Annotated in this window: 23 protein-coding genes; 12 read left to right on the forward strand and 11 right to left on the reverse strand. The window is 51.0% G+C overall.

The window, feature by feature from the left end; genetic code table 11:
* Positions 1 to 297: 297 nt before the first annotated feature.
* Genes C0K55_RS03560 through C0K55_RS26995 form a run of 4 tightly spaced genes read right to left on the reverse strand, consistent with a single transcriptional unit; the run spans position 298 to position 3,381 of the window.
* Complete coding sequence (locus C0K55_RS03560) at positions 298 to 2,421, reverse strand: DUF927 domain-containing protein (protein ID WP_000710148.1); 2,124 nt, start codon at positions 2,419 to 2,421, stop codon at positions 298 to 300.
* Positions 2,418 to 2,717 (reverse strand): DUF4222 domain-containing protein, encoded by a 300-nt coding sequence (locus tag C0K55_RS03565; RefSeq protein ID WP_001261497.1) that lies wholly within the window; start codon positions 2,715 to 2,717, stop codon positions 2,418 to 2,420. The genes C0K55_RS03560 and C0K55_RS03565 overlap by 4 nt, the downstream gene beginning before the upstream one ends.
* A gap of 6 nt (positions 2,718 to 2,723) precedes the next feature.
* Positions 2,724 to 3,044 (reverse strand): hypothetical protein, encoded by a 321-nt coding sequence (locus C0K55_RS03570; RefSeq protein ID WP_001113141.1) that lies wholly within the window; start codon positions 3,042 to 3,044, stop codon positions 2,724 to 2,726.
* Positions 3,037 to 3,381 (reverse strand): host cell division inhibitor Icd-like protein, encoded by a 345-nt coding sequence (locus tag C0K55_RS26995; protein WP_336603105.1) that lies wholly within the window; start codon positions 3,379 to 3,381, stop codon positions 3,037 to 3,039. The genes C0K55_RS03570 and C0K55_RS26995 overlap by 8 nt, the downstream gene beginning before the upstream one ends.
* Here C0K55_RS26995 and C0K55_RS27000 point away from each other — a divergent pair.
* Positions 3,380 to 3,571: a hypothetical protein gene (locus C0K55_RS27000; protein ID WP_032147596.1), complete on the forward strand. Its 192-nt coding sequence runs from the start codon at positions 3,380 to 3,382 to the stop codon at positions 3,569 to 3,571. The genes C0K55_RS26995 and C0K55_RS27000 overlap by 2 nt on opposite strands.
* 3 nt (positions 3,572 to 3,574) lie before the next feature.
* Positions 3,575 to 3,700: a hypothetical protein gene (locus C0K55_RS27005; protein WP_277950406.1), complete on the forward strand. Its 126-nt coding sequence runs from the start codon at positions 3,575 to 3,577 to the stop codon at positions 3,698 to 3,700.
* A 347-nt stretch (positions 3,701 to 4,047) separates the two neighbouring features.
* Here C0K55_RS27005 and C0K55_RS03590 read toward each other — a convergent pair whose 3' ends face one another.
* The 4 genes from C0K55_RS03590 to nfeF all read right to left on the reverse strand — a co-directional run bounded on the left by C0K55_RS03590 (position 4,048) and on the right by nfeF (position 7,601).
* Positions 4,048 to 4,257, reverse strand: a complete 210-nt coding sequence (locus C0K55_RS03590; RefSeq protein ID WP_001049623.1) for a helix-turn-helix domain-containing protein — start codon at positions 4,255 to 4,257, stop codon at positions 4,048 to 4,050.
* Between the two features lie 142 nt (positions 4,258 to 4,399).
* Positions 4,400 to 5,137, reverse strand: coding sequence for a hypothetical protein (locus C0K55_RS03595; RefSeq protein ID WP_000840823.1), 738 nt, complete (start codon positions 5,135 to 5,137; stop codon positions 4,400 to 4,402).
* Complete coding sequence (locus tag C0K55_RS03600) at positions 5,119 to 6,552, reverse strand: integrase family protein (protein WP_098401400.1); 1,434 nt, start codon at positions 6,550 to 6,552, stop codon at positions 5,119 to 5,121. Before C0K55_RS03600 ends, C0K55_RS03595 begins: the two co-directional genes overlap by 19 nt.
* A gap of 284 nt (positions 6,553 to 6,836) precedes the next feature.
* Positions 6,837 to 7,601 carry an NADPH-dependent ferric chelate reductase NfeF gene (gene nfeF / locus C0K55_RS03605; protein ID WP_000185302.1) on the reverse strand — a complete coding sequence of 255 codons (765 nt, stop codon included), beginning with the start codon at positions 7,599 to 7,601 and terminating at the stop codon, positions 6,837 to 6,839.
* Between the two features lie 277 nt (positions 7,602 to 7,878).
* Between nfeF and nfeR the strand changes: the two genes are divergently transcribed.
* Positions 7,879 to 8,508, forward strand: a complete 630-nt coding sequence (gene nfeR / locus C0K55_RS03610) for a DNA-binding transcriptional regulator NfeR (protein ID WP_000017992.1) — start codon at positions 7,879 to 7,881, stop codon at positions 8,506 to 8,508.
* 117 nt (positions 8,509 to 8,625) lie between these two features.
* Here nfeR and aer read toward each other — a convergent pair whose 3' ends face one another.
* On the reverse strand, positions 8,626 to 10,146 hold the full coding sequence (gene aer / locus C0K55_RS03615) for an aerotaxis sensor receptor Aer (protein WP_000094660.1): 1,521 nt from the start codon (positions 10,144 to 10,146) through the stop codon (positions 8,626 to 8,628).
* A gap of 418 nt (positions 10,147 to 10,564) precedes the next feature.
* Between aer and ygjG the strand changes: the two genes are divergently transcribed.
* Positions 10,565 to 11,944 carry a putrescine aminotransferase gene (gene ygjG, locus C0K55_RS03625; protein WP_105266167.1) on the forward strand — a complete coding sequence of 460 codons (1,380 nt, stop codon included), beginning with the start codon at positions 10,565 to 10,567 and terminating at the stop codon, positions 11,942 to 11,944.
* 43 nt (positions 11,945 to 11,987) lie between these two features.
* Here ygjG and C0K55_RS03630 read toward each other — a convergent pair whose 3' ends face one another.
* Complete coding sequence (locus tag C0K55_RS03630) at positions 11,988 to 12,320, reverse strand: tRNA-binding protein (protein ID WP_001517127.1); 333 nt, start codon at positions 12,318 to 12,320, stop codon at positions 11,988 to 11,990.
* A 218-nt stretch (positions 12,321 to 12,538) separates the two neighbouring features.
* Here C0K55_RS03630 and ebgR point away from each other — a divergent pair, with 218 nt between their 5' ends.
* The 7 genes from ebgR (at position 12,539) to fadH (ending at position 24,697) form a co-directional block, all read left to right on the forward strand.
* Entirely contained in the window at positions 12,539 to 13,522 is a 984-nt protein-coding gene (gene ebgR / locus C0K55_RS03640) for a transcriptional regulator EbgR (RefSeq protein ID WP_000212448.1), read from the forward strand.
* A gap of 183 nt (positions 13,523 to 13,705) precedes the next feature.
* Positions 13,706 to 16,798, forward strand: coding sequence for a beta-galactosidase subunit alpha (ebgA, locus tag C0K55_RS03645; protein ID WP_105266150.1), 3,093 nt, complete (start codon positions 13,706 to 13,708; stop codon positions 16,796 to 16,798).
* Positions 16,795 to 17,244, forward strand: a complete 450-nt coding sequence (locus tag C0K55_RS03650; RefSeq protein WP_001517130.1) for a beta-galactosidase subunit beta — start codon at positions 16,795 to 16,797, stop codon at positions 17,242 to 17,244. The genes ebgA and C0K55_RS03650 overlap by 4 nt, the downstream gene beginning before the upstream one ends.
* 62 nt (positions 17,245 to 17,306) lie before the next feature.
* The gene (locus C0K55_RS03655; RefSeq protein WP_105266151.1) at positions 17,307 to 18,740 is read left to right on the forward strand and encodes an amino acid permease; all 1,434 of its coding nucleotides are present in this window, start codon (positions 17,307 to 17,309) and stop codon (positions 18,738 to 18,740) included.
* Between the two features lie 140 nt (positions 18,741 to 18,880).
* The gene (gene ygjJ / locus C0K55_RS03660) at positions 18,881 to 19,951 is read left to right on the forward strand and encodes a protein YgjJ (RefSeq protein ID WP_000671503.1); all 1,071 of its coding nucleotides are present in this window, start codon (positions 18,881 to 18,883) and stop codon (positions 19,949 to 19,951) included.
* Between the two features lie 16 nt (positions 19,952 to 19,967).
* The gene (gene ygjK / locus C0K55_RS03665) at positions 19,968 to 22,319 is read left to right on the forward strand and encodes an alpha-glucosidase (RefSeq protein WP_000695443.1); all 2,352 of its coding nucleotides are present in this window, start codon (positions 19,968 to 19,970) and stop codon (positions 22,317 to 22,319) included.
* Between the two features lie 359 nt (positions 22,320 to 22,678).
* On the forward strand, positions 22,679 to 24,697 hold the full coding sequence (gene fadH / locus C0K55_RS03670; protein WP_105266152.1) for an NADPH-dependent 2,4-dienoyl-CoA reductase: 2,019 nt from the start codon (positions 22,679 to 22,681) through the stop codon (positions 24,695 to 24,697).
* Positions 24,698 to 24,813: 116 nt separating this feature from the next.
* On the opposite strand, the gene rlmG is transcribed toward fadH, so the two are convergent.
* Positions 24,814 to 25,950 (reverse strand): 23S rRNA (guanine(1835)-N(2))-methyltransferase RlmG, encoded by a 1,137-nt coding sequence (gene rlmG / locus C0K55_RS03675; protein WP_105266153.1) that lies wholly within the window; start codon positions 25,948 to 25,950, stop codon positions 24,814 to 24,816.
* Positions 25,951 to 26,034: 84 nt separating this feature from the next.
* Here rlmG and C0K55_RS03680 point away from each other — a divergent pair, with 84 nt between their 5' ends.
* Complete coding sequence (locus tag C0K55_RS03680; RefSeq protein ID WP_001517132.1) at positions 26,035 to 26,538, forward strand: M48 metallopeptidase family protein; 504 nt, start codon at positions 26,035 to 26,037, stop codon at positions 26,536 to 26,538.
* The last annotated feature ends 49 nt before the right edge of the window (positions 26,539 to 26,587 follow it).

Here is a 26,587-nt window from a genome sequence, read left to right on the forward strand (position 1 = left end):
ATTTTTTATTCATTAATATCAATACATTACAAAATTAACTGTTTACTGTTTAGCCGTGGCGTAACCCGCAAAATGCTCAAAATAACCCGCAAACGGGGTTTTTTCTGCGGGTTACGCGTGGCTGTTTGCTGTCACTTCCTGTTATTCATCTGCGGGTTATAATCGCACTTTTGTGGGTTATAACTGCCGTTTTGCGGGTTACGTGCGGGTTATTGATTTCCTTTTTATTCATGCAGTTAATGCACTTATACACAGAGTAACCCACATAACCCGCAACTTTTCACCTCACACAGGGGGTTAATCTTCTGCCTCAGGCTGGAACATCAGCACGTAAAAAACATGCTGCTTCCCCCCAATTTTGCCGAGAGCCTTTTTCTTGTAACGGCGATCGTTACCCGCTTCCAGCATTCCGGCAGCACTCAACGCGCGGGCAAAGTGGGACGGGTTAAATCCCTGTGCGATCTCCCCCTCAAACACATGAGGAAACGTGTAAAAACGGAACTCATCATCTTCATTTCTGATACTCCCCTTTCTGTATCCGGCAAGGTCTTTAATCGGTAAATCACGTTCATCACTGTTTGGGTAAGGAAGGTATCGACTGAACCCGAACGACGACAAAAACGCCTCAGCCTGTTCAACCATCTGTTTAAATTCCCTGTTACCCGTGCCGAACTCCTTCACCCAGGCATTAAAGTTATGCTGTATTGCGTCCCGGCATTCCTGCGCGGCCCAGCCAGTTACATGACCGGAAAGCACAAGCGCGGCCTCCAGTATGGCGAAACGCTCACCCACGCGGTGGACCTGCTCGCCGTAGCTCTCCGGTATCAGGTTGCGCCACCGTTCGCGGCATTCCCTTACCGTATCCTTTGCCTCCTGCTGGTGGCCTGCCAGCCATTTAACCCACTCACGACCCGCTGCCCCGTGATTTTCTGTCCAGGCATCCTTTAACGCGTCTGCGTGCGCCTTTCCGGTGCTGTATTCGTGAAAGTGCGTGGCTTTTTCCATCGGAACGTTAAGCAGGCGGACAAGCTGCCCCGCTTTGACTTTTATCCCCTCCGTTTTGAGGAATGTCTCAACGTCCATTTCTCCGGTGCTGATTGCCACCGTGCGCCAGTGTTTTATCTCCCGGTTGCCGCCGTCCTTCGCCCCCTGTAATTTCCCGGAACCGTTAAACAACGTATAGGCTGACGTGGACACCTCCCGCGCGTTTCCGGCCTGGCCTATTTCATCCAGGGGTAACAGCCCGTCGTTGTGCGCCTCTGCCTCGTTAGCGATACCTAACGCTGTGCCGTACCAGGTCAGCCGTTGTGCGTCCGGCTCTCCCCATAAACTTGATGCGATGTTCTGCGTGGTGGTTTTCCCTGCCGATGACTGTTCGAAAAGATGTACCCCGAAGCCGTCAGCACCAACAAGGCCAATCAAAGGTGCTGCCAGTGACGTGGCAACACCCAGCATCATGGACGGATTGCCACCAGCCAGCCGCGCCACGCAGTCGCGCCAGCCCTCCGACGTACCCGCAACCGAATAGCCATTAACAGTGGCACTTTTTCCGGTAAACAGGATCGGTTTTTCAGAATCACCAATGATTGAGCCGTCCGGCATGATATACGCGCCAAAATGCCAGCCCGTTGTTGTGCTTAGCTGCCATTCCTCATGGCTTCCGCTTAACTGCATCCAGTCAGCCAGGATAGCCCTGTATTTGCCGTTTGTTGTCACGTTCAGCCCGTGATCTTTAAGCAACCGCCAGCCGTCACGGTCGCCAATGCCACCACACGGGATCGCCATTGTGATGACTTCATGGTTTGCTAATTTTTTCCAGCGCATCACGCGGTAATGCTCTTTACCGATCGTCCCTGTTCCCAGTAGTTCAAGCGGAGAACATAACCACGTCTCAGGCCGGATAATTTCGCCTGACTGCTTATCCACTTTGGGCGTTACCCAGAAAACACCATCGACGCGACTTTCAACGCGGGGCTTTAATTCATCATCCTGATAGCATGGCTCTTTTTTCTTTACAGGCAGTTCAACTACCTTTTTCTTTTCCGCCTGCTCTGCCCGTTCACGTTCCAGATATTCACGCCAGTTCTCCCGTTTCTGGCTGTGCATTCCTTCAGGGTAATAATCAGCATCCCTGACACCTGCCGCTGCCAGTTTCTGCCCGATGGTATTAACAAGCCCCGGACGCAATAACCCCGCCTGATAGAGACGCACGCGATAGCGTCCGTCCGGTACGATTTGCAGGTTGTCCAGTTCGGCAAGTTGTTGCTCTCCAAGCCAGACAGGAGGCACGTTATCGCCAGCCAGTCGCCCGTCCTGTTCCTGCCACTGCTTCGCATGTGCCCACGCATCACTACCCGCAAAAATGATGACTTCCGTCATTTTGTCACGTGGCTGGTGTTTTAAATTTGGCGCTTTTTTCATTTCTGCTCTCTCCACGCGGCAATCATGTTTTTCAGTTCCTGTAGTTTTTTATCCACATTCACACGTGACACATGGTTATTTCTGGAAAGCGGGATTTCCCGCCTGAATCTGCTAATAAAGATCTCCACGTTCAGCGAACTATGAAATGAATAGCCATCACGAATAAAATACACACGGTCAAACATTATCGATTTTACTGTTACTCTGTTGCCGTTCTTATCCCGATAAATAGCGCCGGGGATAATTTTGGGATGTGCATAACCGCTGGCAGTCAAGCCAGATAAATACGTTCTCATGATTATTTATCCCCGATTTGAATCAGTATTCGCTTTCTTTATGGCATTTAATGCATCTGTGGCATTTTCAATGGTGCACCGTAACGAAATATCAAAATGTCCAAGCATTGCCAGTAACAAACCGATATTACCCATATCAATGCGCATGGCCTTTTCGTCATAGTCCTCATTTTCTGACGCATGCCACATCAGGCTACCAATTGACGCAACGGCCATTGATATATTGTCAGTCGCCCCATCCGCAGCGGAATAAACCTTTTTAGCAATATCATGCTCACAGTTAAAATGCGGATTAATCAGGTACTGGTAATTTGACATATCAGGCATGGCACACCCCCTGACGAATACGGGCGGCGAATACCATCACGCAGCCAGCCGGGGATTGCTGGCGTGCTTCCTGTTCGCTGGTGGCCACGATGGTAATCACACGCGGTTTTGCGGCGCTCAGGGCGATAAAACGCCAGGCGAATTTATTCAGGTTGTGCGAATCCCGCCCTTGCGGGTGTATGGTATGATTTCTCATAGCTACCTCGATACTCTCGTTATCGTTGGTGGTTAGAAGCCCTGCGAGTGGTAACGACACTTGCGGGGCTTTGTTTTTTGTTGCACTTACTGTTAATGTACGTACGTAATATTGATGATAATAGGAGTTACGTACGTACATGTCAACATTAAAGCGGGATAAATCACCACGCGGCGAGGGATGGTCGCCGACATTCCAGATACGAATTAGCAAAGAACTACGCCAGCAAGTAAACGAGGCAGCAACCGCCGATGGCCTAACCCTCGGCAATTGGTTTAAAGAATTAGCTCGTGCCGAACTAAAGCGACGTGGCATTGAACCTAAAGGCTGATGTATGACTGAAAAGCAGACCGATAACAAACTTTCTCTACCAGAGAATAAACCAGCAGGCTTCTTACCAAGAAAAATCCTTGATGAGATCAAACGCCGCCAGCGGCGCAAGGCCAAAGAGCTGGAGTAACCATCACCAGCGCCGTGGTGCGGTGAACTGTGGCGCACAGGGTTACAGGTATCTACGATGACTGACAAATCATTAAAGAAATTATCCTCATCCAAGAAAAAACAACGCAAAAATGCGGTAAACGAACATGAACCGGAGAGATTCGCACCATGTGCGTTTATCCTTGAGAAGTACCTTAAAGAGTATTCTAGGAAAATACGCTCATTGCAGGCATGGCAGCGAATCGAGCCAGACTGATAGCATTGCCCACCAGCCAACAACCTGGTATTCTGGATATGCTCAAGTTTAGTGTTATGCCACTGGCGGCCCTCTGCGGTCGCCTTTGTTTTATGTGCCATCACTCCCCCTTACACCGTCTGCGTTCTGCGAGTGGATGCAAGATAAGCATCGAGATCAGTGCGCATATACAGCACTTTGCGCCCCAGCTTATGGAAAGGGATTTTTACCTTGCCAGTACAGGCCCAGTTCGCCAGCGTTTGATTGTTAACGCCAAGGTAGGCAGCAGCTTCAGCACGTGTAAGGCGGTCAGTTGATAAATCAGATTTCTTTAAATTCATATCTATCACCGTGTACTTCTAAGTAACAACGGTGATAAATATCAATCAATGGGTATTTTGTTTTTAGCCCAATAGCCAGTTGCTGTGGGGAGGTTACCAGTTATTTAGCCTTAATAGCCAGCTATTAAGATACACTAGCCAGCTATTGGGGGTGAACAAGTTCAAACGAAGAATATTTATCAGGTCTTGGTGGTTGTGCTCCTGATTCTTTAATCCATTTATCCAGAGTGTTTTTACTTACTTTCCCATGATAGTAAACAGAAAGCTCGTTCAATAAACCTGTTTTACTGGCTTTAGGGTACTTTTCCCACGTTAATTTAATTACGTGCATAACTTCATTGTAATAATGATTTCTTGGTTTGCTTGCTTTTTCTCTTTGATGTTCAGCAATAGCTTGCTTTGATATTTCATCACAAACATAATCCACATGATAACCTTCAAAAAGCCCTGAAATTAACAAGTATATTCCAAGTTTTACAAGATTATCAGCATTATTTCTCATTCCTATTGCATACAGTGAGATTGCCGAATTTAACGCACTAATTGCGCCTGGTGGCAAGTTTTCAATCTGAAAAAAAGATTCTTTTCTAGTATCCATTTGCTGTAATTGATGGATAAAAAATTCTGGATGTTTAAACTTTTTATTTTCTGTCGTAAAGCCAATAAAATAAAGAAAAACCTCTGTAGCATTCGCTGATTTTGAAAAATACGCAACTACACTTGTAAGAAGCTCTGTAAAACAGTCTATCCCTTTGTTATTTTTATCGTCATAGCATCGTTTAATTATACGTACAACAGAGGCTTTATCACCGTAAGTAAATAACTCACGTATAAAAAGGTGAATGATATAATCAGGGGTTGTTATTTTTCTTTCTGCCATAACTGGTTACACTCATCTGTAGATAAGGAAAAAATTAATTTCCTTTTTTCTTCTTCGCTTAGGTTGTTTAAGACCGCCATCAATTGCGCATCAATAGATTTTTTACTCTCCACCAGCCCGGCATGTTCCAGAATTGCCCGTTCTATCCGTGACGCTGGCTCCAGCAGTTCATCAGCACCAAAATGTAAATACCCCTGCGTTACGTCAGCACTTCGCATAGTACGGTGATTCATCAGGCGCTTGAGGATGTAATTGCCCACGCCCACCAGTTCGGCAACCGTTCCGAACGTCCGGCGCGCATCGTGCCATTTGAATGGTACAGGGGAGAGCATTTCATCGTTCGACTCTGAAACGGTAGCCGCGCTTATCCGGTCTATGATGTGCCGTGTCTCCTGAATAACGCCCTTCACACCAGGAAACACCAGAACATCATCAGCGTTTTTTATTTTCAGCCGGCGGCGGAACATCTCCCGCAACGTATCAGTGATCGGCAATTCGAGCGGATCCCCGTTTTTCGTGGTGTCTATCCAGAAAAAACGACCGCCCATATTCACGCGATCCCACGTAAGGCCAAAAATTTCTGATTTTCTCAGTCCGGTAAAAAGCGCCATTTCCACGGCATCACATACCGTCACCGCTATATCATCCCTTTCCTGTTCGCCCTGGTCGCGTACAGCTGCTACAGCAGCAAACCAGCGCGAAAAATCATGCAGGCGGATACGTTCCGTTTTTCTTACCGTTCCGTGCCACTGGCGCTTAGTGCTCAGTACCAGCGTCGGCGGATCCGGTAAAAGAGTATTACCCGCATCATCACGATAATGATCGTGCGCAAACCGACACACGGCACGCAGCGCACGCGCCCATAAATCGGCCTGTGCCTTGCTTCCTGTACCAACCCCAGCCCGTAACGTGGTTTTATCAGCACCGAACCATACAGCCCCGTCTGTGACAGCCTTATGCCGCTGTTCCACACGTTCGCGGGTAATACTGGCGAGGGTATGGGCCATCCAGTCACCGGAATAATTCTGTAATATGCTGCGGTACTGTTTTTCTGTGGCGGGTTTCAGGCGGTGGCCACGATTTTTTATGTAGGCTTCAAGCGCCTCATTCAGCGTTATCATGGCCTTGTTGTTCGTGCGCTTCGCTATGTTCGGGTTTTTCCCCGTTGTGGCGACCTCTCCAAGGAGTTCCATAGCTTTAGCCCTGGCATTATCCACGCTCAGATCAGGAAAACGCCCCAGCGTGGCACGAATAAATTTTCCGTTACGCTTACGGGAAATGCAGAAACTTTTCACACCTGACGAACCTACACGGACACGCAACCCGTTAACCTCCGTATCACCGTATTCGACCTGTCCATGTTCCGGCGTTGGCAGTTCTGCAATTTTTACTTTAGAGAATCTGAATAATTTCACTCATACACCCCACCAAGCGATCTGGTATCCTGGAAAATCGCTTGTTCTGCTCCAGGATACCTATAGGATACCGTAAAGAAGTATTTAGGGGTATATACAGGTATTTATACAGTAGTTTTAAAAAATACTAAGGTATTGAAAAGTATCGCTAAGTATCTGTAAGTAAAGGGTTATCAACCAACTCATAATCGCTTGGTCGCTGGTTCAAGTCCAGCAGGGGCCACCAGACACAGCAAAAGGCTGACGAGAAATCGTCAGCCTTTTGTTTTTTTCTTTCTGTTCAATCACTTCGCGTGCCAATAAGCCGCTGCGCGTACCCGCTGTGGATCATACTGTTCCGCTTCAAAGCGACGGCTTAAATTCTTAACCACTTTTCCTTCACCGGTTATCCAGATGAAGTAATCATCAGCAGGAATTGCCAACTGCGCCAGACGCGCGTCCACCGCCTGCTCATCATGCGTCAGCCATTCGATGTTAAAACCGTCAAGGTGCGCGAGATAATCCTGACAGGCGTTATCCCGCACGCTGACCAGCGCAGTAACTTGCGGTTTAACGGCAAGTTTGCTCAACGTTTCCAGGCGGCGGCGCAGTGCAGGCATTCCGGACTCATCGCAGACATACACCTGATACGCGTAATCCTCCGGCACCACCAGCGAACCTCGCGGTCCGGCCACCGTGAGTTTATCGCCTGGTTGCGCCTGCATCGCCCAGCCGCTGGCGACGCCGCCGTCGTGTATAAAGAAATCGATCGCCAGTTCATGGCGTTGTTCATCGTACAGCGGCGTATAGTCACGCGACGGCGGGCGCGGTCCTTCCGGCCAGACGATACCTTCTTCCGTTACTGTTGGCGGCACAAAATGAGCGTCAGTTTGAGGAAAGAAGAGTTTGCTGTGATCGTCAAAGCCGCGCGACGTAAAACCGTCCAGCGCCTCGCCGCCAAGGACAATACGCTGAAAACCGGCGCTGATACGCTCAACACGTAACACAGTCAGTTCACGGAAGCGCAGATCATTTCGAACGCGCTGTGGGTAGCGGGGAGAGTTAGTCATTGTTATCGCCTTCGTGATGGTAATCAGATATATCTAAATAAAATTCACAAATGATAATGATTGCTAATCATGATAAATGCAAGCAATTTGTAGAATTGATATATCTGAAGTATGTGAAGGCATTCAGCACCATAGCAAGGCTGCCGGATGCGGCGTGAACGCCTTATCCGGCCTACATGTTGAGCACATCTGCGTTTAAAAATCATTTTTGCACTTGCAGTAATGTTCACATTAGATATAAATTAGATATATCTAATTAAGCAACGGGAGGCTGATTATGAGCCATCATCACGAAGGGTGTTGTAAACATGAAGGCCAGCCACGCCATGAAGGCTGCTGCAAAGGTGAGAAGTCAGAACACGAGCACTGCGGGCACGGTCATCAGCATGAGCACGAGCATGGTCAATGCTGCGGTGGTCGTCACGGTCGCGGCGGTGGTCGTCGGCAGCGTTTCTTTGGTCACGGTGAATTGCGTCTGGTGATTCTGGATATTCTTTCACGCGATGACAGCCACGGTTACGAGTTGATTAAAGCGATTGAGAATCTGACCCAGGGAAATTACACCCCAAGTCCGGGCGTCATCTATCCGACGCTGGATTTTCTCCAGGAGCAGTCGCTGATTACCATCCGCGAAGAAGAAGGCGGCAAGAAGCAGATTGCGCTGACCGAACAGGGCGCGCAGTGGCTGGAAGAAAATCGCGAACAAGTGGAAATGATTGAAGAGCGGATCAAAGCCCGCTGCGTTGGCGCTGCGCTACGCCAGAACCCGCAAATGAAGCGGGCGCTGGATAATTTTAAAGCGGTGCTGGACTTACGTGTCAACCAGAGTGACATCAGCGACGCGCAGATAAAAAAGATCATTGCGGTAATTGACCGCGCCGCTTTTGATATTACGCAACTGGATTAATCACCGATTGCCGAATGCGGCGTGAACGCCTTATCAGCCTACGCGCCCGTAGGCCTGATAAGATGCGCCAGCATCGCATCAGGCATTGTGTACCAACCACGATATCCGGCATACCGATTAATGCAGCACCGTCACCGCGTCTTCCAGTCGGCTGGCGCGGTGTTTAACCATCGCTGACACCTGCGCGCTCTCTTCCACCAGCTCGGCGTTTTTCTGGGTAATCAGGTTAAGTTCATCTACCGCACGGGTCAGACTGGAAAGCCCATCAGCTTGTTCCTGCGTTGAATGGCTAATCTGAGCAATCAACTGAGTTACGTTTTTCACCTGCGCCACAATATCGTCCATCGTCCGTCCGGCAGCGTGCACTTGTTGTGAACCGGATTGCACCTTATCAGCACTGGCATCGATCAGCTTGCGAATATCGTTGGCAGCATTGGCGCTGCGGCTGGCTAAATGACGTACTTCGCCCGCAACCACCGCAAAACCTTTACCCTGCTCTCCGGCACGCGCCGCTTCCACCGCCGCATTCAGCGCGAGGATATTGGTCTGAAAAGCAATATCGTTAATCAGCGAAGTAATAGTGCCAATGCGCTGAGTACTGTCTGCAATATCATCCATCGTTTTGATCACCGTGGTCATCGCTTCCCCGCCCTGCACTGCCGCATTACTGGCGGTAATAGAAAGTTTATCGGCAGCCGAAGCCGTGGCAGAGTTCTGTTTTACCGACGCTGCCATCTGATTCATGGTCGCTACCGTTTGCTGAACATTATCTACCGTCTGCTGAGTATGTTCGTTAAGTTCATCGGTGCCTTTTGCCAGCGTTTCACTGCCGCTTCTGACGCTGGAAACCTGGCTTGATACGTCATTAATCAACCAGCGGCACATCAAACCAAGCTGCCCTACTGCCCGCAACGTCAACCCCAGTTCATCACTGCGATTCAGATGATCAACACTGTTACACTCACCGGTCGCCACCTTCAGCGCCTGGCTGGCGACATTTTCTATCGGACGAATAATCTGCCATTCAAAACAGGCAATTCCTGACAGCATCACTAACGCACAGAGGAAATAATTCACCACTGGTGCGGCGGCAAACCAGAGCATGGTCGCCAGCGCGATAAACATCAGCGCCATCACTCCACGCGCCCGCCAGCGAAGCGGCAATGAAGGGAGTTTTCCCAACCAGCCTTTACGCACCACTAAACCTTTATGGATACGCTTATTTGTGCGCCCGACATTCAACGCCTTGTACAGCGGCTCTACCGCTGCGATCTCTTTATCCGTCGCCCGCGTGCGAATCGACATATAGCCACTGATTTTGCCATCGCGCACCATCGGCACCGCGTTCGCCCGCACCCAATAATGATCGCCATTTTTATGCCGATTTTTCACGATTCCACTCCAGGGTTCCCCCTGTTTCAGGGTGTACCACATATCAGCAAAGGCCGCTTTCGGCATATCCGGATGGCGCACCATGTTATGCGGCTGCCCCTGTAACTCCCGCAATGTATAGCCGCTAATCTGCACAAAAGTGTCATTAGCATGTGTGATATAGCTTTGTAGATTGGTAGTAGACATCAGAGTGGTATCGTCAGCCAGCGGGATATTTTGCTGGGTGACATACGGATGAGAAGACATAATCGCGTCCTGTGCAGGTTATATTGTTGTTAACTTCTTGTCGGAAGTTATGTCGGCCCCGGCGCGGTTATCTTTAGCGGTTTAATTTGATTTAGATCGCAATTTGCGATTAAAGCACAAAATGTAATTCATTGATTTAAAATACTTTCACCATGTTACTATGCGATAACATTAATTACATTGCCCAAAAAACAAGCATTTGCTGCCCTGAAAGAGTGCATTTACATAACAAGCGCAAAATCCATACTCGATAGAAATCGTACCAAATAACAACAAATGTTAACAATCAGCATTAAATGTTGCACAGATGATTGCTGCATTTGTGTTTATCCCGATTTTCGCAATCGCAGCCGGAGTGGCGCAATCCCTGCAATACTTAAATCGGTATCATGTGATACGCGAGCCTCCGGAGCATATTTTGAACAGGTTACCTTCGAGCGCATCGGCTTTAGCGTGCAGCGCCCACGCCCTGAATCTCATTGAAAAGCGAACGCTGGATCATGAGGAGATGAAAGCACTTAACCGGGAGGTGATTGAATACTTCAAAGAACATGTCAATCCGGGATTTTTAGAGTATCGCAAATCTGTTACCGCTGGCGGGGATTACGGAGCCGTAGAGTGGCAAGCGGGAGGTTTAAATACGCTTGTCGACACCCAGGGACAGGAGTTTATTGACTGCCTGGGAGGTTTTGGAATTTTCAACGTGGGGCACCGTAATCCAGTTGTAGTTTCCGCCGTACAGAATCAACTTGCGAAACAGCCACTGCATAGCCAGGAGTTGCTCGATCCGTTACGGGCGATGCTGGCGAAAACCCTTGCCGCGCTGACGCCCGGTAAACTGAAATACAGCTTCTTCTGTAATAGCGGCACCGAGTCCATTGAAGCGGCGCTAAAACTGGCGAAGGCTTATCAGTCACCGCGCGGCAAATTTACTTTTATTGCTACCAGCGGCGCGTTCCACGGCAAATCGCTTGGCGCACTGTCGGCCACGGCGAAATCGACCTTCCGCAAACCGTTTATGCCGCTGCTGCCGGGTTTCCGTCATGTACCGTTTGGCAATATTGAAGCCATGCGCACAGCCCTTAGCGAGTGCAAAAAAACCGGTGATGATGTTGCCGCAGTGATCCTTGAGCCAATTCAGGGCGAAGGTGGTGTAATTCTGCCGCCGCCGGGTTATCTCACCGCCGTACGTAAGCTGTGCGATGAGTTCGGCGCACTGATGATCCTCGATGAAGTGCAAACGGGCATGGGGCGCACGGGCAAGATGTTCGCCTGCGAACATGAGAACGTTCAGCCGGACATCCTGTGCCTGGCGAAAGCCCTCGGCGGCGGCGTGATGCCGATTGGCGCGACCATCGCCACCGAAGAGGTATTCTCAGTGCTGTTCGACAATCCGTTTCTGCATACCACCACTTTTGGCGGCAACCCGCTGGCCTGTGCGGCAGCGCTGGCAACCATCAACGTGTTGCTGGAACAGAATTTACCGGCCCAGGCTGAGCAAAAAGGCGATATGTTGCTGGACGGTTTCCGTCAACTGGCGCGGGAATATCCCGATCTGGTGCAGGACGCGCGCGGCAAAGGAATGTTGATGGCGATTGAGTTTGTTGATAACGAAATCGGCTACAACTTTGCCAGCGAGATGTTCCGCCAGCGCGTGCTGGTTGCCGGAACGCTCAACAATGCCAAAACGATCCGCATTGAACCGCCACTGACACTGAGCATTGAACAGTGTGAGCAGGTGATCAAAGCGGCGCGTAAGGCGCTGGCCGCCATGCGAGTAAGTGTCGAAGAGGCGTAATACCGATGGCGGATAGCGAGGCAAATTCGCCATCCGCCATTTTTTATACGATACGCACGCCCGCAGGCATCATCCGCTCCGGCGTTAATAACACGCTTTCACTGCCGTCATCAGTTTCTGCACACAACAGCATGCATTCCGAAGTTTCACCGCGCATTTTTGCTTTTTGCAGATTGCACAGTACCACCACCGTTTTACCCATCAGCTCTTCTTCGCGGTAGTACGGCACCAGGCTGGTCACGGTTTGCAGCGTTCTTTCACCGACATCAACCTGTACGATGTACAGCTTGTCGGCGTTTTCATGGCGTTTAACTTCCACAATCTTCCCGACACGCATTTCCAGACGCGCAAAATCAGCGTAAGCCACGGTTTCCATTGTTTCTCCCCTTCAAGTAAAATTTTACTAAACTATAGCAAAAGTTTTTCTGAATCCTGTAGGCTAAAAATAGAGAATGCAGGCGTGATCACATTCGTAAGCCACTGTGTTACCGTTACAGCGTCAAAGAAACGCGCTTTATTTACTGAAAACAGGTGACCCAATAAGCACTTCCTCTACAATGAAGGCGCACATCAGGGAAAGTAAAAAAGGTAAACATGGCAACACTAAAAGACATCGCAATCGAAGCTGGCGTATCCCTGGCGACAGTATCCAGGGTCTTAAATGACGATCCGACATTGAATGTAAAGGAAGAGACGAAACATCGCATTCTGGAGATCGCAGAAAAGCTGGAGTACAAGACCAGCAGCGCCCGTAAATTACAGACTGGTGCAGTCAACCAGCACCATATTCTGGCCATCTACAGCTACCAGCAGGAGCTGGAGATCAACGACCCTTACTATCTGGCGATCCGTCACGGCATTGAAACCCAGTGCGAAAAGCTGGCGATCGAACTGACCAACTGTTATGAGCACAACGGCTTGCCGGACATTAAAAACGTCACCGGCATTTTAATTGTCGGCAAGCCCACGCCTGCCCTACGCGCCGCCGCCAGTGCGTTAACCGATAATATCTGTTTTATCGACTTTCACGAGCCAGGCAGCAATTACGATGCGGTAGATATCGATCTGGCACGCATCAGTAAAGAAATCATCGATTTCTATATTGCTCAGGGTGTAAATCGCATCGGTTTTATTGGCGGCGAAGACGAGCCAGGCAAAGCAGATATTCGCGAAGCGGCATTTGTCGAGTATGGTCATCTCAAGCACGTTGTGCGCGAAGAGGATATCTGGCGCGGCGGTTTTTCCAGCTCGTCAGGCTATGAACTGGCAAAACAAATGCTGGCGCGGGAAAACTACCCGAAGGCATTGTTTGTCGCTTCCGATTCCATTGCTATCGGCGTACTACGGGCAATTCATGAACGTGGCCTGAACATCCCGCAGGATATTTCGCTTATCAGCGTTAACGACATTCCTACCGCGCGATTTACCTTTCCGCCGCTCTCAACCGTGCGAATCCATTCCGAGATGATGGGAAGCCAGGGCGTTAATCTGGTGTATGAAAAGGCTCGCGATGGTCGCGCGCTGCCGCTGCTAGTCTTCGTTCCCAGCAAATTAAAACTGCGCGGTACAACCCGCTAAATCCCCTCACACACTGTCTGGCAATCGTTTTTGCCGGACAGTGCTGCCGTTTATTTTCGTGATCCAGTTAAAGTAAATGCATTTACCTGCTACTTTTTAGTAAAAATTTTACTAAACTCCCCATCAATTACACAAACTACCATCGCCATAAATGGTTCCGATTTCTCTCTACCGGGAGGCCCTATGAATCGCTGGGAAAACATTCAGCTCACCCACGAAAACCGACTTACGCCGCGTGCGTACTTTTTTTCATATGATTCTGTTGCGCAGGCACGTACCTTTGCCCGCGAAACCAGCAGCCTGTTTCTGCCTTTAAGCGGTCAGTGGAATTTCCATTTTTTTGATCATCCGCTGCAAGTGCCAGAAGCCTTCACCTCTGAGTTAATGGCTGACTGGGGGCATATTACCGTCCCCGCCATGTGGCAAATGGAAGGTCACGGCAAACTGCAATATACCGACGAAGGTTTTCCGTTCCCCATTGATGTGCCGTTTGTTCCCAGCGATAACCCAACCGGTGCCTATCAACGTATTTTCACCCTCAGCGACGGCTGGCAGGGTAAACAGACGCTGATTAAATTTGACGGCGTCGAAACCTATTTTGAAGTCTACGTTAACGGTCAGTATGTTGGCTTCAGCAAGGGCAGTCGCCTGACCGCAGAGTTTGACATCAGTACGATGGTTAAAACTGGCGACAACCTGTTGTGTGTGCGCGTGATGCAGTGGGCTGACTCCACCTACGTGGAAGACCAGGATATGTGGTGGTCGGCGGGGATCTTCCGCGATGTTTATCTGATCGGTAAACAACTGACGCACATTAACGATTTCACCGTGCGTACCGACTTTGACGAAGCCTATTGCGACGCCACACTTTCCTGCGAAGTGGTGCTGGAAAATCTCGCTGCCTCCCCTGCCGTAACGACGCTGGAATATACCCTGTTCGACGGCGAACGCGTGGTGCACCGCAGCGCCATTAATCACCTGGCAATTGAAAAACTGACCAGCGCCAGTTTTGCTTTTACTGTCGAACAGCCGCAGCAATGGTCAGCAGAATCCCCTTATCTTTACCATCTGGTCATGACGCTGAAAGATGCCAACGGCAATGTTCTGGAAGTGGTGCCGCAACGCGTTGGCTTCCGTGATATCAAAGTGCGCGACGGTCTGTTCTGGATCAATAACCGTTATGTGATGCTGCACGGCGTCAATCGCCACGACAACGATCATCGCAAAGGCCGCGCCGTTGGGATAGATCGCGTTGAGAAAGATATCCAGTTGATGAAACAACACAACATCAACTCTGTGCGTACTGCTCACTACCCGAACGATCCGCGTTTTTACGAACTGTGTGATATCTACGGCCTGTTTGTGATGGCGGAAACCGACGTCGAATCGCACGGCTTTGCTAACGTTGGTGATATCAGCCGCATTACCGACGATCCGCAGTGGGAAAAAGTCTACGTCGAGCGCATCGTTCGTCATATTCACGCGCAGAAAAACCATCCGTCGATCATCATCTGGTCGCTGGGCAACGAGTCCGGCTATGGCTGTAACATCCGCGCGATGTACCACGCGGCGAAGGCGCTGGATGACACGCGTCTGGTTCACTACGAAGAAGATCGCGATGCTGAAGTGGTCGATATTATTTCCACCATGTACACCCGCGTGCCGCTGATGAATGAGTTTGGTGAATACCCGCATCCAAAACCGCGCATCATCTGTGAATACGCCCATGCGATGGGTAACGGACCTGGCGGGCTGACGGAATACCAGAACGTCTTCTATAAGCACGATTGCATTCAGGGGCATTATGTCTGGGAGTGGTGTGATCACGGGATCCAGGCGCAGGATGACAACGGCAACGTCTGGTATAAATTCGGCGGCGATTACGGCGACTATCCCAACAACTATAACTTCTGTCTTGATGGTTTGATCTATTCCGATCAGACACCGGGGCCGGGTCTGAAAGAGTACAAACAGGTTATCGCGCCGGTAAAAATTCACGCGTTGGATCTGAATCGCGGCGAACTGAAAGTCGAAAATAAACTGTGGTTTACCACGCTTGATGACTACACCCTGCACGTAGACGTGCGCGCCGAAGGTGAAACGCTCGCGACGCAGCAAATTAAGCTGCGCGACGTTGCGCCGAACAGCGAAGCCCCCTTGCACATCACGCTGCCGCAACTGGACACCCGCGAAGCGTTTCTCAACATTACGGTGACCAAAGATTCCCGCACTCGCTACAGCGACGCCGGGCACCCTATCGCCACTTATCAGTTCCCGCTGAAGGAAAACACTGCGCAGCCTGTGCCTTTCGCGCCGAATAACGCCCATCCGCTGACGCTGGAAGATGAACGTTTGAGCTGCACCGTTCGCGGCTACAACTTCGCAATCACCTTCTCAAAATTGACTGGCAAACCGACGTCATGGCAGGTGAATGGCGAATCACTGCTGACTCGCGAGCCAAAGATCAACTTCTTCAAGCCAATGATCGACAACCACAAGCAGGAGTACGAAGGACTGTGGCAACCGAATCATTTGCAGATCATGCAGGAGCATCTGCGCGACTTTGCCGTTGAGCAAAGTGATGGCGAGGTGTTGATCATCAGCCGCACGGTTATTGCCCCGCCGGTGTTTGACTTCGGGATGCGCTGCACCTACATCTGGCGCATCGCTGCCGATGGTCAGGTTAACGTGGCACTTTCCGGCGAACGTTACGGCGACTATCCGCACATCATTCCGTGCATCGGTTTCACCATGGGAATTAACGGCGAATACGATCAGGTGGCGTATTACGGACGTGGACCGGGCGAAAACTACGCCGACAGCCAGCAGGCTAACATCATCGATATCTGGCGCAGCAACGTCGATGCCATGTTCGAGAACTATCCCTTCCCGCAGAACAACGGCAACCGCCAGCATGTCCGCTGGGCGGCACTGACTAACCGCCACGGCAGCGGTCTGCTGGTGGTTCCGCAGCGCCCGATTAACTTCAGCGCCTGGCACTATACCCAGGAGAACATCCACGCAGCCCAGCACTGCAACGAGCTGCGGCGCAGCGATGACATCACTCTGAACCTCGACCACCAGTTGCTTGGCCTCGGCTCCAACTCCTGGGGTAGCGAGGTGCTGGACTCCTGGCGCGTCTGGTTCCGTGACTTCAGCTACGGCTTTACGTTGCTGCCAGTTTCTGGCGGAGAAGCCACCGCGCAAAGCCTGGCGTCGCATGAGTTCGGCGCTGGGTTCTTTTCCACGAATTTGCACAGCGAGAATAAGCAATGAGGATCATCGATAACTTAGAACAGTTCCGCCAGATTTACGCCTCTGGCAAGAAGTGGCAACGCTGCGTTGAAGCGATTGAAAATATCGACAATATTCAGCCTGGCGTCGCCCACTCCATCGGTGACTCATTGACCTATCGAGTGGAAAACGACTCCGCGACTGATGCGTTATTTACCGGACATCGCCGCTATTTTGAAGTGCATTACTACCTGCAAGGGCAGCAAAAAATTGAATATGCACCGAAAGAGATGTTACAGGTCGTGGAATATTATCGCGATGAAACTGACCGTGAATATTTAAAGGGCTGCGGAGAAACCGTTGAAGTTCATGAAGGGCAAATCATTATTTGCGATAACCATGAAGCGTATCGGTTTATCTGTAATAACGCAGTCAAAAAAGTCGTTCTCAAAGTCACCATCGAAGATGGTTATTTCCATAACAAATAACAACTACGGCGGCAAAAGGAGTTTGCCGCCACCGCTACCCTACTCATTTTCGGAGATGTGTTATGTCTGATACCAAACGTAATACAATCGGCAAATTCGGCTTGCTCTCGCTGACTTTTGCCGCCGTTTATAGCTTTAATAACGTCATCAATAATAATATTGAGCTTGGACTGGCCTCGGCACCGATGTTTTTCCTCGCGACGATTTTTTATTTTATTCCCTTCTGTCTGATCATCGCAGAATTTGTTTCGTTAAATAAAAACTCGGAAGCTGGTGTCTACGCATGGGTAAAAAGTTCGCTGGGCGGACGTTGGGCATTTATTACTGCCTATACCTACTGGTTCGTGAACCTGTTCTTTTTCACCTCATTATTGCCGCGCGTTATTGCTTACGCCTCGTATGCCTTCCTCGGCTACGAATATATTATGACGCCAGTTGCCACCACCATTATCAGCATGGTGCTGTTCGCCTTCTCCACATGGGTTTCCACCAACGGGGCGAAAATGCTGGGACCAATCACCTCCGTTACTTCAACGCTGATGCTGCTGTTAACGCTCTCCTACATTTTACTGGCAGGTACGGCGCTGGTTGGCGGCGTACAACCTGCAGACCCCATCACCGTTGACGCGATGATCCCGAACTTTAACTGGGCGTTCCTCGGCGTTACCACCTGGATCTTTATGGCCGCAAGCGGCGCAGAGTCCGTTGCTGTGTACGTTAACGACGTTAAAGGCGGATCGAAATCGTTCGTTAAAGTGATCATCCTCGCCGGGATTTTTATCGGTGTACTGTACTCCGTCTCCTCGGTGCTGATTAACGTCTTCGTCAGCAGCAAAGAGTTGAAATTTACTGGCGGATCGGTGCAGGTATTCCACGGCATGGCCGCATACTTTGGTCTGCCGGAAGCATTAATGAACCGCTTTGTTGGCCTTGTGTCCTTTACCGCGATGTTCGGTTCCCTGCTGATGTGGACCGCAACGCCGGTGAAAATTTTCTTCTCCGAAATCCCGGAAGGGATCTTTGGTAAGAAAACCGTCGAACTGAACGAAAACGGCGTTCCGGCGCGCGCGGCGTGGATCCAGTTCCTGATCGTGATCCCACTGATGATTATCCCGATGCTCGGCTCCAATACCGTGCAGGATCTAATGAATACTATTATTAATATGACCGCGGCAGCGTCCATGCTTCCGCCGTTATTCATCATGCTGGCCTATCTGAATTTACGCGCCAAATTAGATCACCTGCCACGTGATTTCCGTATGGGTTCCCGTCGCACCGGTATTATCGTTGTTTCAATGCTGATTGCGATATTTGCCGTAGGATTTGTCGCCTCGACCTTCCCGACCGGTGCAAATATTCTGACCATCATTTTTTATAACGTCGGCGGTATTGTTATTTTCCTCGGCTTTGCGTGGTGGAAATACAGCAAATATATAAAAGGATTAACGGCTGAAGAACGCCATATTGAAGCGACGCCAGCCAACAACGTGGATTAAGCAGACTAATAAAAAATGAGCAGGCATTTTCCCTCTTCCTGGATGGGGAGAGGGAAAATAGTTTCTGCCTGAGTATTTTTAACATTATTAATTATGTCGATAAAAGGCTGTACTTTTTCTTTAGCTCATGGATTAACATTATGAAATTTAATAGTACGCCTTGCAGAGCATTAGTTGCTCTGCCGTTTTGCTACGCGTTTTTTGCGGCCGCTGATGAAGCACGTCCGGCAGAACATGACGACACAAAAACACCCGCGATTACTTCGACGTCTTCTCCTTCATTTCGTTTTTACGGCGAATTAGGGGTTGGTGGATATATGGATTTAGAGGGTGAGAATAAACATAAATACAGTGACGGCACCTATATTGAAGGTGGCCTGGAGATGAAGTATGGCTCCTGGTTCGGCCTGATTTACGGTGAAGGCTGGACCGTGCAGGCCGACCACGACGGCAATGCATGGGTGCCTGACCATAGCTGGGGCGGTTTTGAAGGTGGGATTAACCGTTTCTATGGCGGTTATCGTACCAATGATGGCACCGAAATCATGCTGAGTCTGCGTCAGGATTCCTCACTGGATGACCTGCAATGGTGGGGCGATTTCACGCCCGATCTGGGCTACGTCATTCCCAATACCCGTGACATTATGACCGCGCTGAAGGTACAAAACCTAACCGGTAATTTTCGTTATAGCGTCACCGCCACACCTGCCGGACATCATGACGAAAGCAAAGCCTGGCTGCATTTTGGCAAATACGATCGCTACGACGATAAATACACCTATCCGGCAATGATGAACGGTTACATCCAGTATGACCTTGCCGAAGGCATCACCTGGATGAACGGTCTGGAAATTACCGACGGCACAGGACAGCTTTATCTCACTGGCCTGCTTACCCCGAACTTCGCCGCACGCGCCTGGCACCATACCGGACGCGCCGACGGGCTGGACGTACCGGGAAGTGAAAGCGGGATGATGGTGAGCGCCATGTATGAAGCGTTAAAAGGCATTTATCTCTCCACCGCTTACACCTACGCCAGACATCGCCCTGACCACGCAGACGATGAAACCACCTCTTTCATGCAGTTTGGTATCTGGTACGAATACGGTGGCGGACGTTTCGCTACGGCTTTTGACAGCCGCTTCTACATGAAAAATGCCTCTCACGATCCCAGCGACCAACTCTTCCTGATGCAATATTTTTACTGGTAATAAGGACAGTAATCTCATGAAAATCAAAACCATTTTAACGCCAGTAGCCTGCGCCCTGCTGATGAGCTTTTCCGCCCATGCCGCTAACGCCGACAATTATAAAAACGTGATTAACCGTACCGGCGCGCCGCAGTACATGAAGGATTACGATTACGACGACCACCAGCGTTTTAACCCATTTTTCGATCTCGGTGCCTGGCATGGCCACCTGTTGCCTGACGGCCCGAACACCATGGGTGGCTTTCCGGGCGTTGCACTGCTAACGGAAGAGTACATCAACTTTATGGCCACCAATTTCGACCGCCTGACTGTCTGGCAGGACGGCCAAAAAGTCGACTTCACACTGGAGGCATACAGTATTCCCGGTGCGCTGGTGCAAAAGCTGACAGCAAAAGATGTGCAGATAGAAATGACTCTGCGCTTCGCCACGCCGCGCACGTCACTACTGGAAACCAAAATCACCAGCGATAAACCGCTGGATCTGGTGTGGGACGGCGAGCTGCTGGAAAAACTGGAAGCGAAAGAAGGGAAACCGCTTTCTGATAAAACCATTACTGGCGAGTACCCTGATTATCAACGCAAGATCAGCGCCACCCGTGATGGCCTGAAAGTTACCTTTGGCAAAGTGCGCGCCACCTGGGATCTGCTGACCTCCGGCGAATCGGAATATCAGGTGCATAAATCATTACCGATGCAGACTGAAATCAACGGTAATCGCTTTACCAGTAAGGCGCATATCAACGGTTCGACGACACTCTATACCACCTATTCCCATCTGCTGACCGCCCAGGAAGTCAGCAAAGAACAGATGCAAATCCGCGATATTCTGGCGCGTCCGGCGTTTTATCTCACCGCCTCGCAGCGACGCTGGGAAGAGTACCTGAAGAAAGGGTTAACCAATCCGGATGCGACGCTGGAGCAGACGCGCGTCGCGGTGAAAGCGATCGAAACCCTCAACGGCAACTGGCGTTCGCCGGGCGGTGCGGTGAAATATAACACCGTCACGCCGTCGGTAACCGGGCGTTGGTTCTCCGGCAATCAGACCTGGCCGTGGGATACCTGGAAGCAGGCGTTTGCGATGGCGCATTTCAATCCGGACATCGCCAAAGAGAATATCCGCGCGGTCTTCTCCTGGCAGATCCAACCTGGCGACGCCGTGCGTCCGCAGGATGTGGGATTTGTGCCGGACCTGATTGCGTGGAACCTTAGCCCCGAGCGTGGCGGCGATGGCGGCAACTGGAATGAACGTAATACCAAACCCAGTCTTGCCGCCTGGTCGGTGATGGAAGTGTACAACGTCACCCAGGATAAAGGCTGGTTGGCAGAGATGTACCCGAAACTGGTGGCCTATCACGATTGGTGGTTACGTAACCGCGATCATAACGGCAACGGCGTACCGGAATATGGCGCAACCCGCGATAAAGCCCACAATACTGAGAATGGCGAGATGCTGTTTACAGTGAAAAAAGGCGACAAAGAAGAGACGCAGTCCGGGCTGAACAATTACGCCCGGGTAGTTGAGAAAGGCCAGTACGACAGCCTGGAAATTCCGGCGCAGGTTGCCGCGTCGTGGGAATCGGGTCGTGATGATGCAGCCGTCTTTGGTTTTATCGACAAAGAACAATTGGATAAATATGTCGCTAACGGCGGCAAACGTAGTGACTGGACGGTGAAATTCGCTGAAAACCGCAGTCAGGACGGGACGTTGCTGGGCTACTCGTTGTTACAGGAATCGGTGGATCAGGCCAGCTATATGTACAGCGATAATCATTATCTGGCCGAGATGGCGAAAATCCTCGGCAAACCCGAAGAAGCCAAACGTTATCGCCAGTTGGCAGTACAGCTCGCAGATTACATCAATACTTGTATGTTCGACCCGGCCACACAGTTCTACTATGACATACGCATTGAAGATAAACCGTTAGCGAACGGCTGCGCGGGCAAGCCGATTGTCGAGCGCGGTAAAGGGCCGGAAGGCTGGTCGCCGCTGTTTAATGGTGCAGCAACGCAGGCCAATGCCGACGCGGTGGTGAAGGTGATGCTGGACACCAAAGAGTTCAACACCTTTGTCCCACTGGGAACGGCAGCGTTAACCAATCCGGCCTTTGGCGCGGATATCTACTGGCGCGGGCGCGTATGGGTGGATCAGTTCTGGTTTGCTCTGAAAGGTATGGAGCGTTACGGTTATCGCGATGATGCCCTGAAACTTGCGGATACTTTTTTCCAGCACGCCAAAGGCTTAACCGCCGACGGTCCGATTCAGGAGAATTACAACCCGCTGACCGGCGCACAGCAAGGTGCCCCAAATTTCTCCTGGAGCGCAGCACATTTGTATATGTTGTATAACGATTTTTTCCGTAAGCAGTAATTTACAACGGCTGGCGGATGCGGCGTGAACGCCTTATCCGCCCTACATGTACGCCCGTAGGCCGGATAAGCCCCCGTAGGCCGGATAAGACGCGGCAAGCGTCGCATCCGGCATCTGCACCGCGCCACTGGCGGATGCGGCGTGAACGCCTTATCCGCCCTACATGTACGCCCGTAGGCCGGATAAGTCCCCGTAGGCCGGATAAGATGCGGCAAGCGTCGCATCCGGCATTACCACCGGGCGTATTCTTTTTGAATCCCATCACAAACCCCGCATTCCCCTTTTCCCTTTTCTCCGGCGACGGCTAAATTAGAACTCATCCGACCACATAACAATTATTTTACATACTGGACAATCTTATGAGCTACCCGTCGCTGTTCGCCCCGCTTGATTTAGGCTTCACCACGTTAAAAAACCGCGTACTGATGGGGTCAATGCACACCGGGCTGGAGGAATACCCGGATGGCGCTGAGCGGCTGGCGGCGTTTTATGCCGAACGCGCCTGCCACGGCGTGGCGCTGATTGTCAGCGGCGGTATCGCACCAGATTTAACGGGCGTTGGCATGGAAGGCGGCGCAATGCTCAACGACGCCAGTCAGATCCCACACCATCGCATTATTACCGAAGCGGTACATCAGGAAGGCGGCAAAATCGCCCTGCAAATTTTGCATACCGGGCGCTACAGTTACCAGCCGCATCTGGTCGCCCCGTCCGCATTGCAGGCTCCCATCAACCGTTTCGTTCCTCATGAGTTAAGCCATGAAGAGATCCTGCAACTGATCAACGATTTCGCCCGCTGTGCGCAACTGGCGCGGGAGGCCGGATACGATGGCGTAGAAGTTATGGGTTCCGAAGGGTATTTGATCAACGAATTTCTGACTCTGCGCACCAACCAGCGTAGCGACCAGTGGGGTGGTGATTACCCTAACCGGATGCGGTTTGCCGTTGAAGTGGTACGTGCAGTGCGCGAACGCGTCGGCAACGATTTCATTATTATCTACCGTCTGTCGATGCTCGATCTGGTAGAAGGCGGCAGCACTTTTACCGAAACGGTACAACTGGCGCAGGCCATTGAAACGGCTGGCGCAACCATTATCAATACCGGCATTGGCTGGCATGAAGCGCGGATTCCGACCATCGCCACTCCCGTGCCGCGCGGCGCATTCAGTTGGGTCACGCGCAAACTGAAAGGCCATGTATCACTGCCGCTGGTGACCACCAACCGAATTAACGATCCGCAGGTTGCCGACGATATCCTCTCGCGTGGCGATGCGGACATGGTGTCGATGGCGCGACCGTTTCTGGCTGATGCCGAGCTGCTGTCAAAAGCGCAATCGGGGAGAGCTGATGAGATCAACACCTGTATTGGCTGTAACCAGGCCTGTCTGGATCAGATCTTCGTCGGCAAAGTGACTTCGTGTCTGGTCAATCCTCGCGCCTGCCATGAAACCAAAATGCCAATCCTTCCTGCTATGCAGAAAAAAAATCTGGCGGTGGTCGGTGCAGGTCCGGCGGGGCTGGCGTTTGCCATTAACGCAGCAGCACGTGGACATCAGGTAACGCTGTTTGATACTCACGGCGAGATCGGTGGGCAGTTCAACATTGCCAAACAGATCCCCGGTAAAGAGGAGTTCTACGAAACACTGCGTTACTACCGCCGGATGATCGAAGTGACGGGCGTGACGCTGAAACTCAATCACACCGTGACGGCGGATCAATTACAGGCGTTCGATGAAACGATCCTTGCCAGCGGGATCGTGCCGCGTATTCCGCCCATCGACGGGATCGATCATCCGAAAGTACTGAGTTACCTCGATGTACTGCGCGACAAAGCGCCAGTGGGCAACAAAGTCGCCATCATCGGTTGTGGCGGTATTGGTTTTGATACGGCAATGTATTTGAGTCAGCCAGGCGAATCCACCAGCCAGAATATCGCTGAATTCTGCACAGAATGGGGGATCGACAGCAGCCTGCAACAAGCTGGTGGCTTAAGTTCGCAAGGTATACAGATCCCCCGTAGCCCACGACAAATCGTAATGCTCCAACGTAAAGCCAGCAAACCAGGTCAGGGATTGGGTAAAACCACCGGTTGGATCCATCGCACCACCCTGCTCTCGCGCGGCGTGAAAATGATCCCAGGCGTAAGTTATCAGAAGATCGATGATGACGGACTGCATGTGGTGATCAACGGTGAAACGCAGGTATTCGCAGTAGATCATGTGGTGATCTGTGCAGGGCAAGAGCCAAACCGCGCACTGGCACAACCGCTCATTGATAGCGGGAAAACCGTGCATTTAATTGGCGGCTGCGATGTGGCTATGGAGCTGGACGCACGGCGAGCGATAGCTCAGGGGACGCGGCTTGCGCTGGAGATTTAAATCGTTCTTTGAAGTGCCGGATGCGACGCTTGACGCGTCTTATCCGGCCTCGGGGTAACGTGCTGAATGTAAGCCGGATAAGCGTTTACGCCGCATCCGGCAGGTAGCTCCCAACCTTATCGACGACGCCCCAGCTTCACTGCTTTCAGCACCACAAATTTATTATTCGTCGCGATAGTGGTGCAATTGCCAAAAATCTTCTTCAGTTTGTGAAAGTAATCCAGATGGCGGTTGGCAACGATATACAGCTCACCGTTGATTTTCAGGCAGCGGCGGGCGTGGTGGAACATCTCCCAGGCAACGTTATCGGTCAGCGCATGTTGCTGGTGAAACGGCGGGTTGCAGAGCACAGCATTAAAGCGAAAAGGCCCTACGCCAGAAAGTGCGTTGTTGATCATAAACTCGCAGCGATCCAGCGCTTCAGGCATGTTGGTTTCTACGTTCAATCGGCTGGAAGCAACTGCCATCGGTGATTCATCGACAAACACCACTTTCGCCTGCGGGTTTTTATCAAGCAGCGTCAGACCAATGACGCCATTACCACAGCCAAGATCGACAATCTCCCCTTCAAGATTTTCCGGCAGATGCTGCATAAAGAAACGCGCGCCAATATCCAGCCCGGTGCGGGAGAAGACATTCGCATGGTTGTGGATAGTCCAGTCGGTGCCTTCCAGTTTCCAGCTAACGGTCTGCGGTGCATCAGCCAGCGGCGGTTCATTGAAGGTACAGTTAATCAGTCGCGCTTTTTTCCATGCCAGCGTGGTGGTGGTTGGGCCGAGCACTTTTTCGAACAGTTCCAGCGTGGAAGTGTGAATGTCGCGGGCTTTAGCGCCAGCAATAATACGTGTATCCGGCGTGACCACTTTGCGCAGCGCACGCAGTTGTTGTTCCAGCAACGCCAGCGTTTTCGGCACTTTGATCAACACCACGCCCGGCTGTTGCGGGTAGTCGGCAGTGCTGTCGAGAAACTTCACGCTCGACTCATCAATCCCGTTGAGACGCAAATTCTCGCGCGTTGCCAGCTCGCTGATATACGAATCACCAATACTGTACGGTTTATGTTCCGCCAGCGCGCAGCTTAACGCACCGAAAGCATCATTCAGGATTAACACCGGGCCGCGGATTTCTGTGTCGTCCAACTGTTGCAGCAAATATTCATCCGCCGCTTCCCACGCCTGTAGCGGGTTAACGTCATCCGTCGCCGGAAAACGTTGTAGTGTCAGTGAACGGAAACCGTTGTCTAAGTGGCTCATCGGCCCTCCTGAATGATAAAATTTCGACGTTGCCCCTGAAAAGGGTGCGTGAGTATACCCTTTTTCTCTTTTTCATGGGCAGTTATGAGCAATCTTACTTATCTTCAGGGCTATCCCGAGCAGCTACTTTCCCAGGTACGCACGCTAATTAATGAACAGCGTCTGGGTGATGTGCTGGCAAAACGCTATCCGGGAACGCACGACTACTCCACCGATAAAGCCCTCTGGCAATACACTCAGGATCTGAAAAATCAGTTTCTGCGTAATGCCCCGCCGATCAATAAAGTGATGTATGACAATAAGATCCACGTGCTGAAAAACGCGCTGGGATTACATACTGCTGTTTCCCGCGTGCAGGGCGGCAAGCTGAAAGCGAAGGCTGAAATTCGCGTTGCTACCGTGTTTCGCAACGCGCCGGAACCGTTTTTGCGCATGATCGTGGTGCATGAACTGGCGCATCTGAAAGAGAAGGAGCACAACAAAGCGTTCTACCAGTTGTGCTGTCATATGGAACCACAGTACCACCAGCTTGAGTTCGACACTCGCCTGTGGTTGACGCAACTGTCGCTTGGCCGGGGCAAAATCTGAAAATGGATTCAGGCGTTATATTTTCTCCCATTAACGCCTAAAATCGACG

Source organism: Escherichia sp. MOD1-EC6098 (assembly GCF_002965865.1).
GTDB classification, from domain to species: domain Bacteria; phylum Pseudomonadota; class Gammaproteobacteria; order Enterobacterales; family Enterobacteriaceae; genus Escherichia; species Escherichia marmotae.

Bases quoted from the DNA above. Each gene is read 5' to 3' on its own strand.
- C0K55_RS03560 (WP_000710148.1), bottom strand. From the start codon at position 2,421: ATGAAAAAAGCGCCAAATTTAAAACACCAGCCACGTGACAAAATGACG.
- ebgR (WP_000212448.1), top strand. From the start codon at position 12,539: ATGGCAACACTAAAAGACATCGCAATCGAAGCTGGCGTATCCCTGGCG.
- nfeR (WP_000017992.1), top strand. From the start codon at position 7,879: ATGAGCCATCATCACGAAGGGTGTTGTAAACATGAAGGCCAGCCACGC.
- fadH (WP_105266152.1), top strand. From the start codon at position 22,679: ATGAGCTACCCGTCGCTGTTCGCCCCGCTTGATTTAGGCTTCACCACG.
- C0K55_RS03630 (WP_001517127.1), bottom strand. From the start codon at position 12,320: ATGGAAACCGTGGCTTACGCTGATTTTGCGCGTCTGGAAATGCGTGTC.
- C0K55_RS03595 (WP_000840823.1), bottom strand. From the start codon at position 5,137: ATGGCAGAAAGAAAAATAACAACCCCTGATTATATCATTCACCTTTTT.
- C0K55_RS03680 (WP_001517132.1), top strand. From the start codon at position 26,035: ATGAGCAATCTTACTTATCTTCAGGGCTATCCCGAGCAGCTACTTTCC.
- ebgA (WP_105266150.1), top strand. From the start codon at position 13,706: ATGAATCGCTGGGAAAACATTCAGCTCACCCACGAAAACCGACTTACG.
- aer (WP_000094660.1), bottom strand. From the start codon at position 10,146: ATGTCTTCTCATCCGTATGTCACCCAGCAAAATATCCCGCTGGCTGAC.
- C0K55_RS03655 (WP_105266151.1), top strand. From the start codon at position 17,307: ATGTCTGATACCAAACGTAATACAATCGGCAAATTCGGCTTGCTCTCG.
- C0K55_RS03565 (WP_001261497.1), bottom strand. From the start codon at position 2,717: ATGAGAACGTATTTATCTGGCTTGACTGCCAGCGGTTATGCACATCCC.
- C0K55_RS03650 (WP_001517130.1), top strand. From the start codon at position 16,795: ATGAGGATCATCGATAACTTAGAACAGTTCCGCCAGATTTACGCCTCT.
- C0K55_RS03570 (WP_001113141.1), bottom strand. From the start codon at position 3,044: ATGCCTGATATGTCAAATTACCAGTACCTGATTAATCCGCATTTTAAC.
- C0K55_RS03590 (WP_001049623.1), bottom strand. From the start codon at position 4,257: ATGAATTTAAAGAAATCTGATTTATCAACTGACCGCCTTACACGTGCT.
- C0K55_RS27005 (WP_277950406.1), top strand. From the start codon at position 3,575: ATGACTGAAAAGCAGACCGATAACAAACTTTCTCTACCAGAGAATAAA.
- ygjK (WP_000695443.1), top strand. From the start codon at position 19,968: ATGAAAATCAAAACCATTTTAACGCCAGTAGCCTGCGCCCTGCTGATG.
- C0K55_RS27000 (WP_032147596.1), top strand. From the start codon at position 3,380: ATGTCAACATTAAAGCGGGATAAATCACCACGCGGCGAGGGATGGTCG.
- ygjJ (WP_000671503.1), top strand. From the start codon at position 18,881: ATGAAATTTAATAGTACGCCTTGCAGAGCATTAGTTGCTCTGCCGTTT.
- rlmG (WP_105266153.1), bottom strand. From the start codon at position 25,950: ATGAGCCACTTAGACAACGGTTTCCGTTCACTGACACTACAACGTTTT.
- C0K55_RS26995 (WP_336603105.1), bottom strand. From the start codon at position 3,381: ATGTACGTACGTAACTCCTATTATCATCAATATTACGTACGTACATTA.
- nfeF (WP_000185302.1), bottom strand. From the start codon at position 7,601: ATGACTAACTCTCCCCGCTACCCACAGCGCGTTCGAAATGATCTGCGC.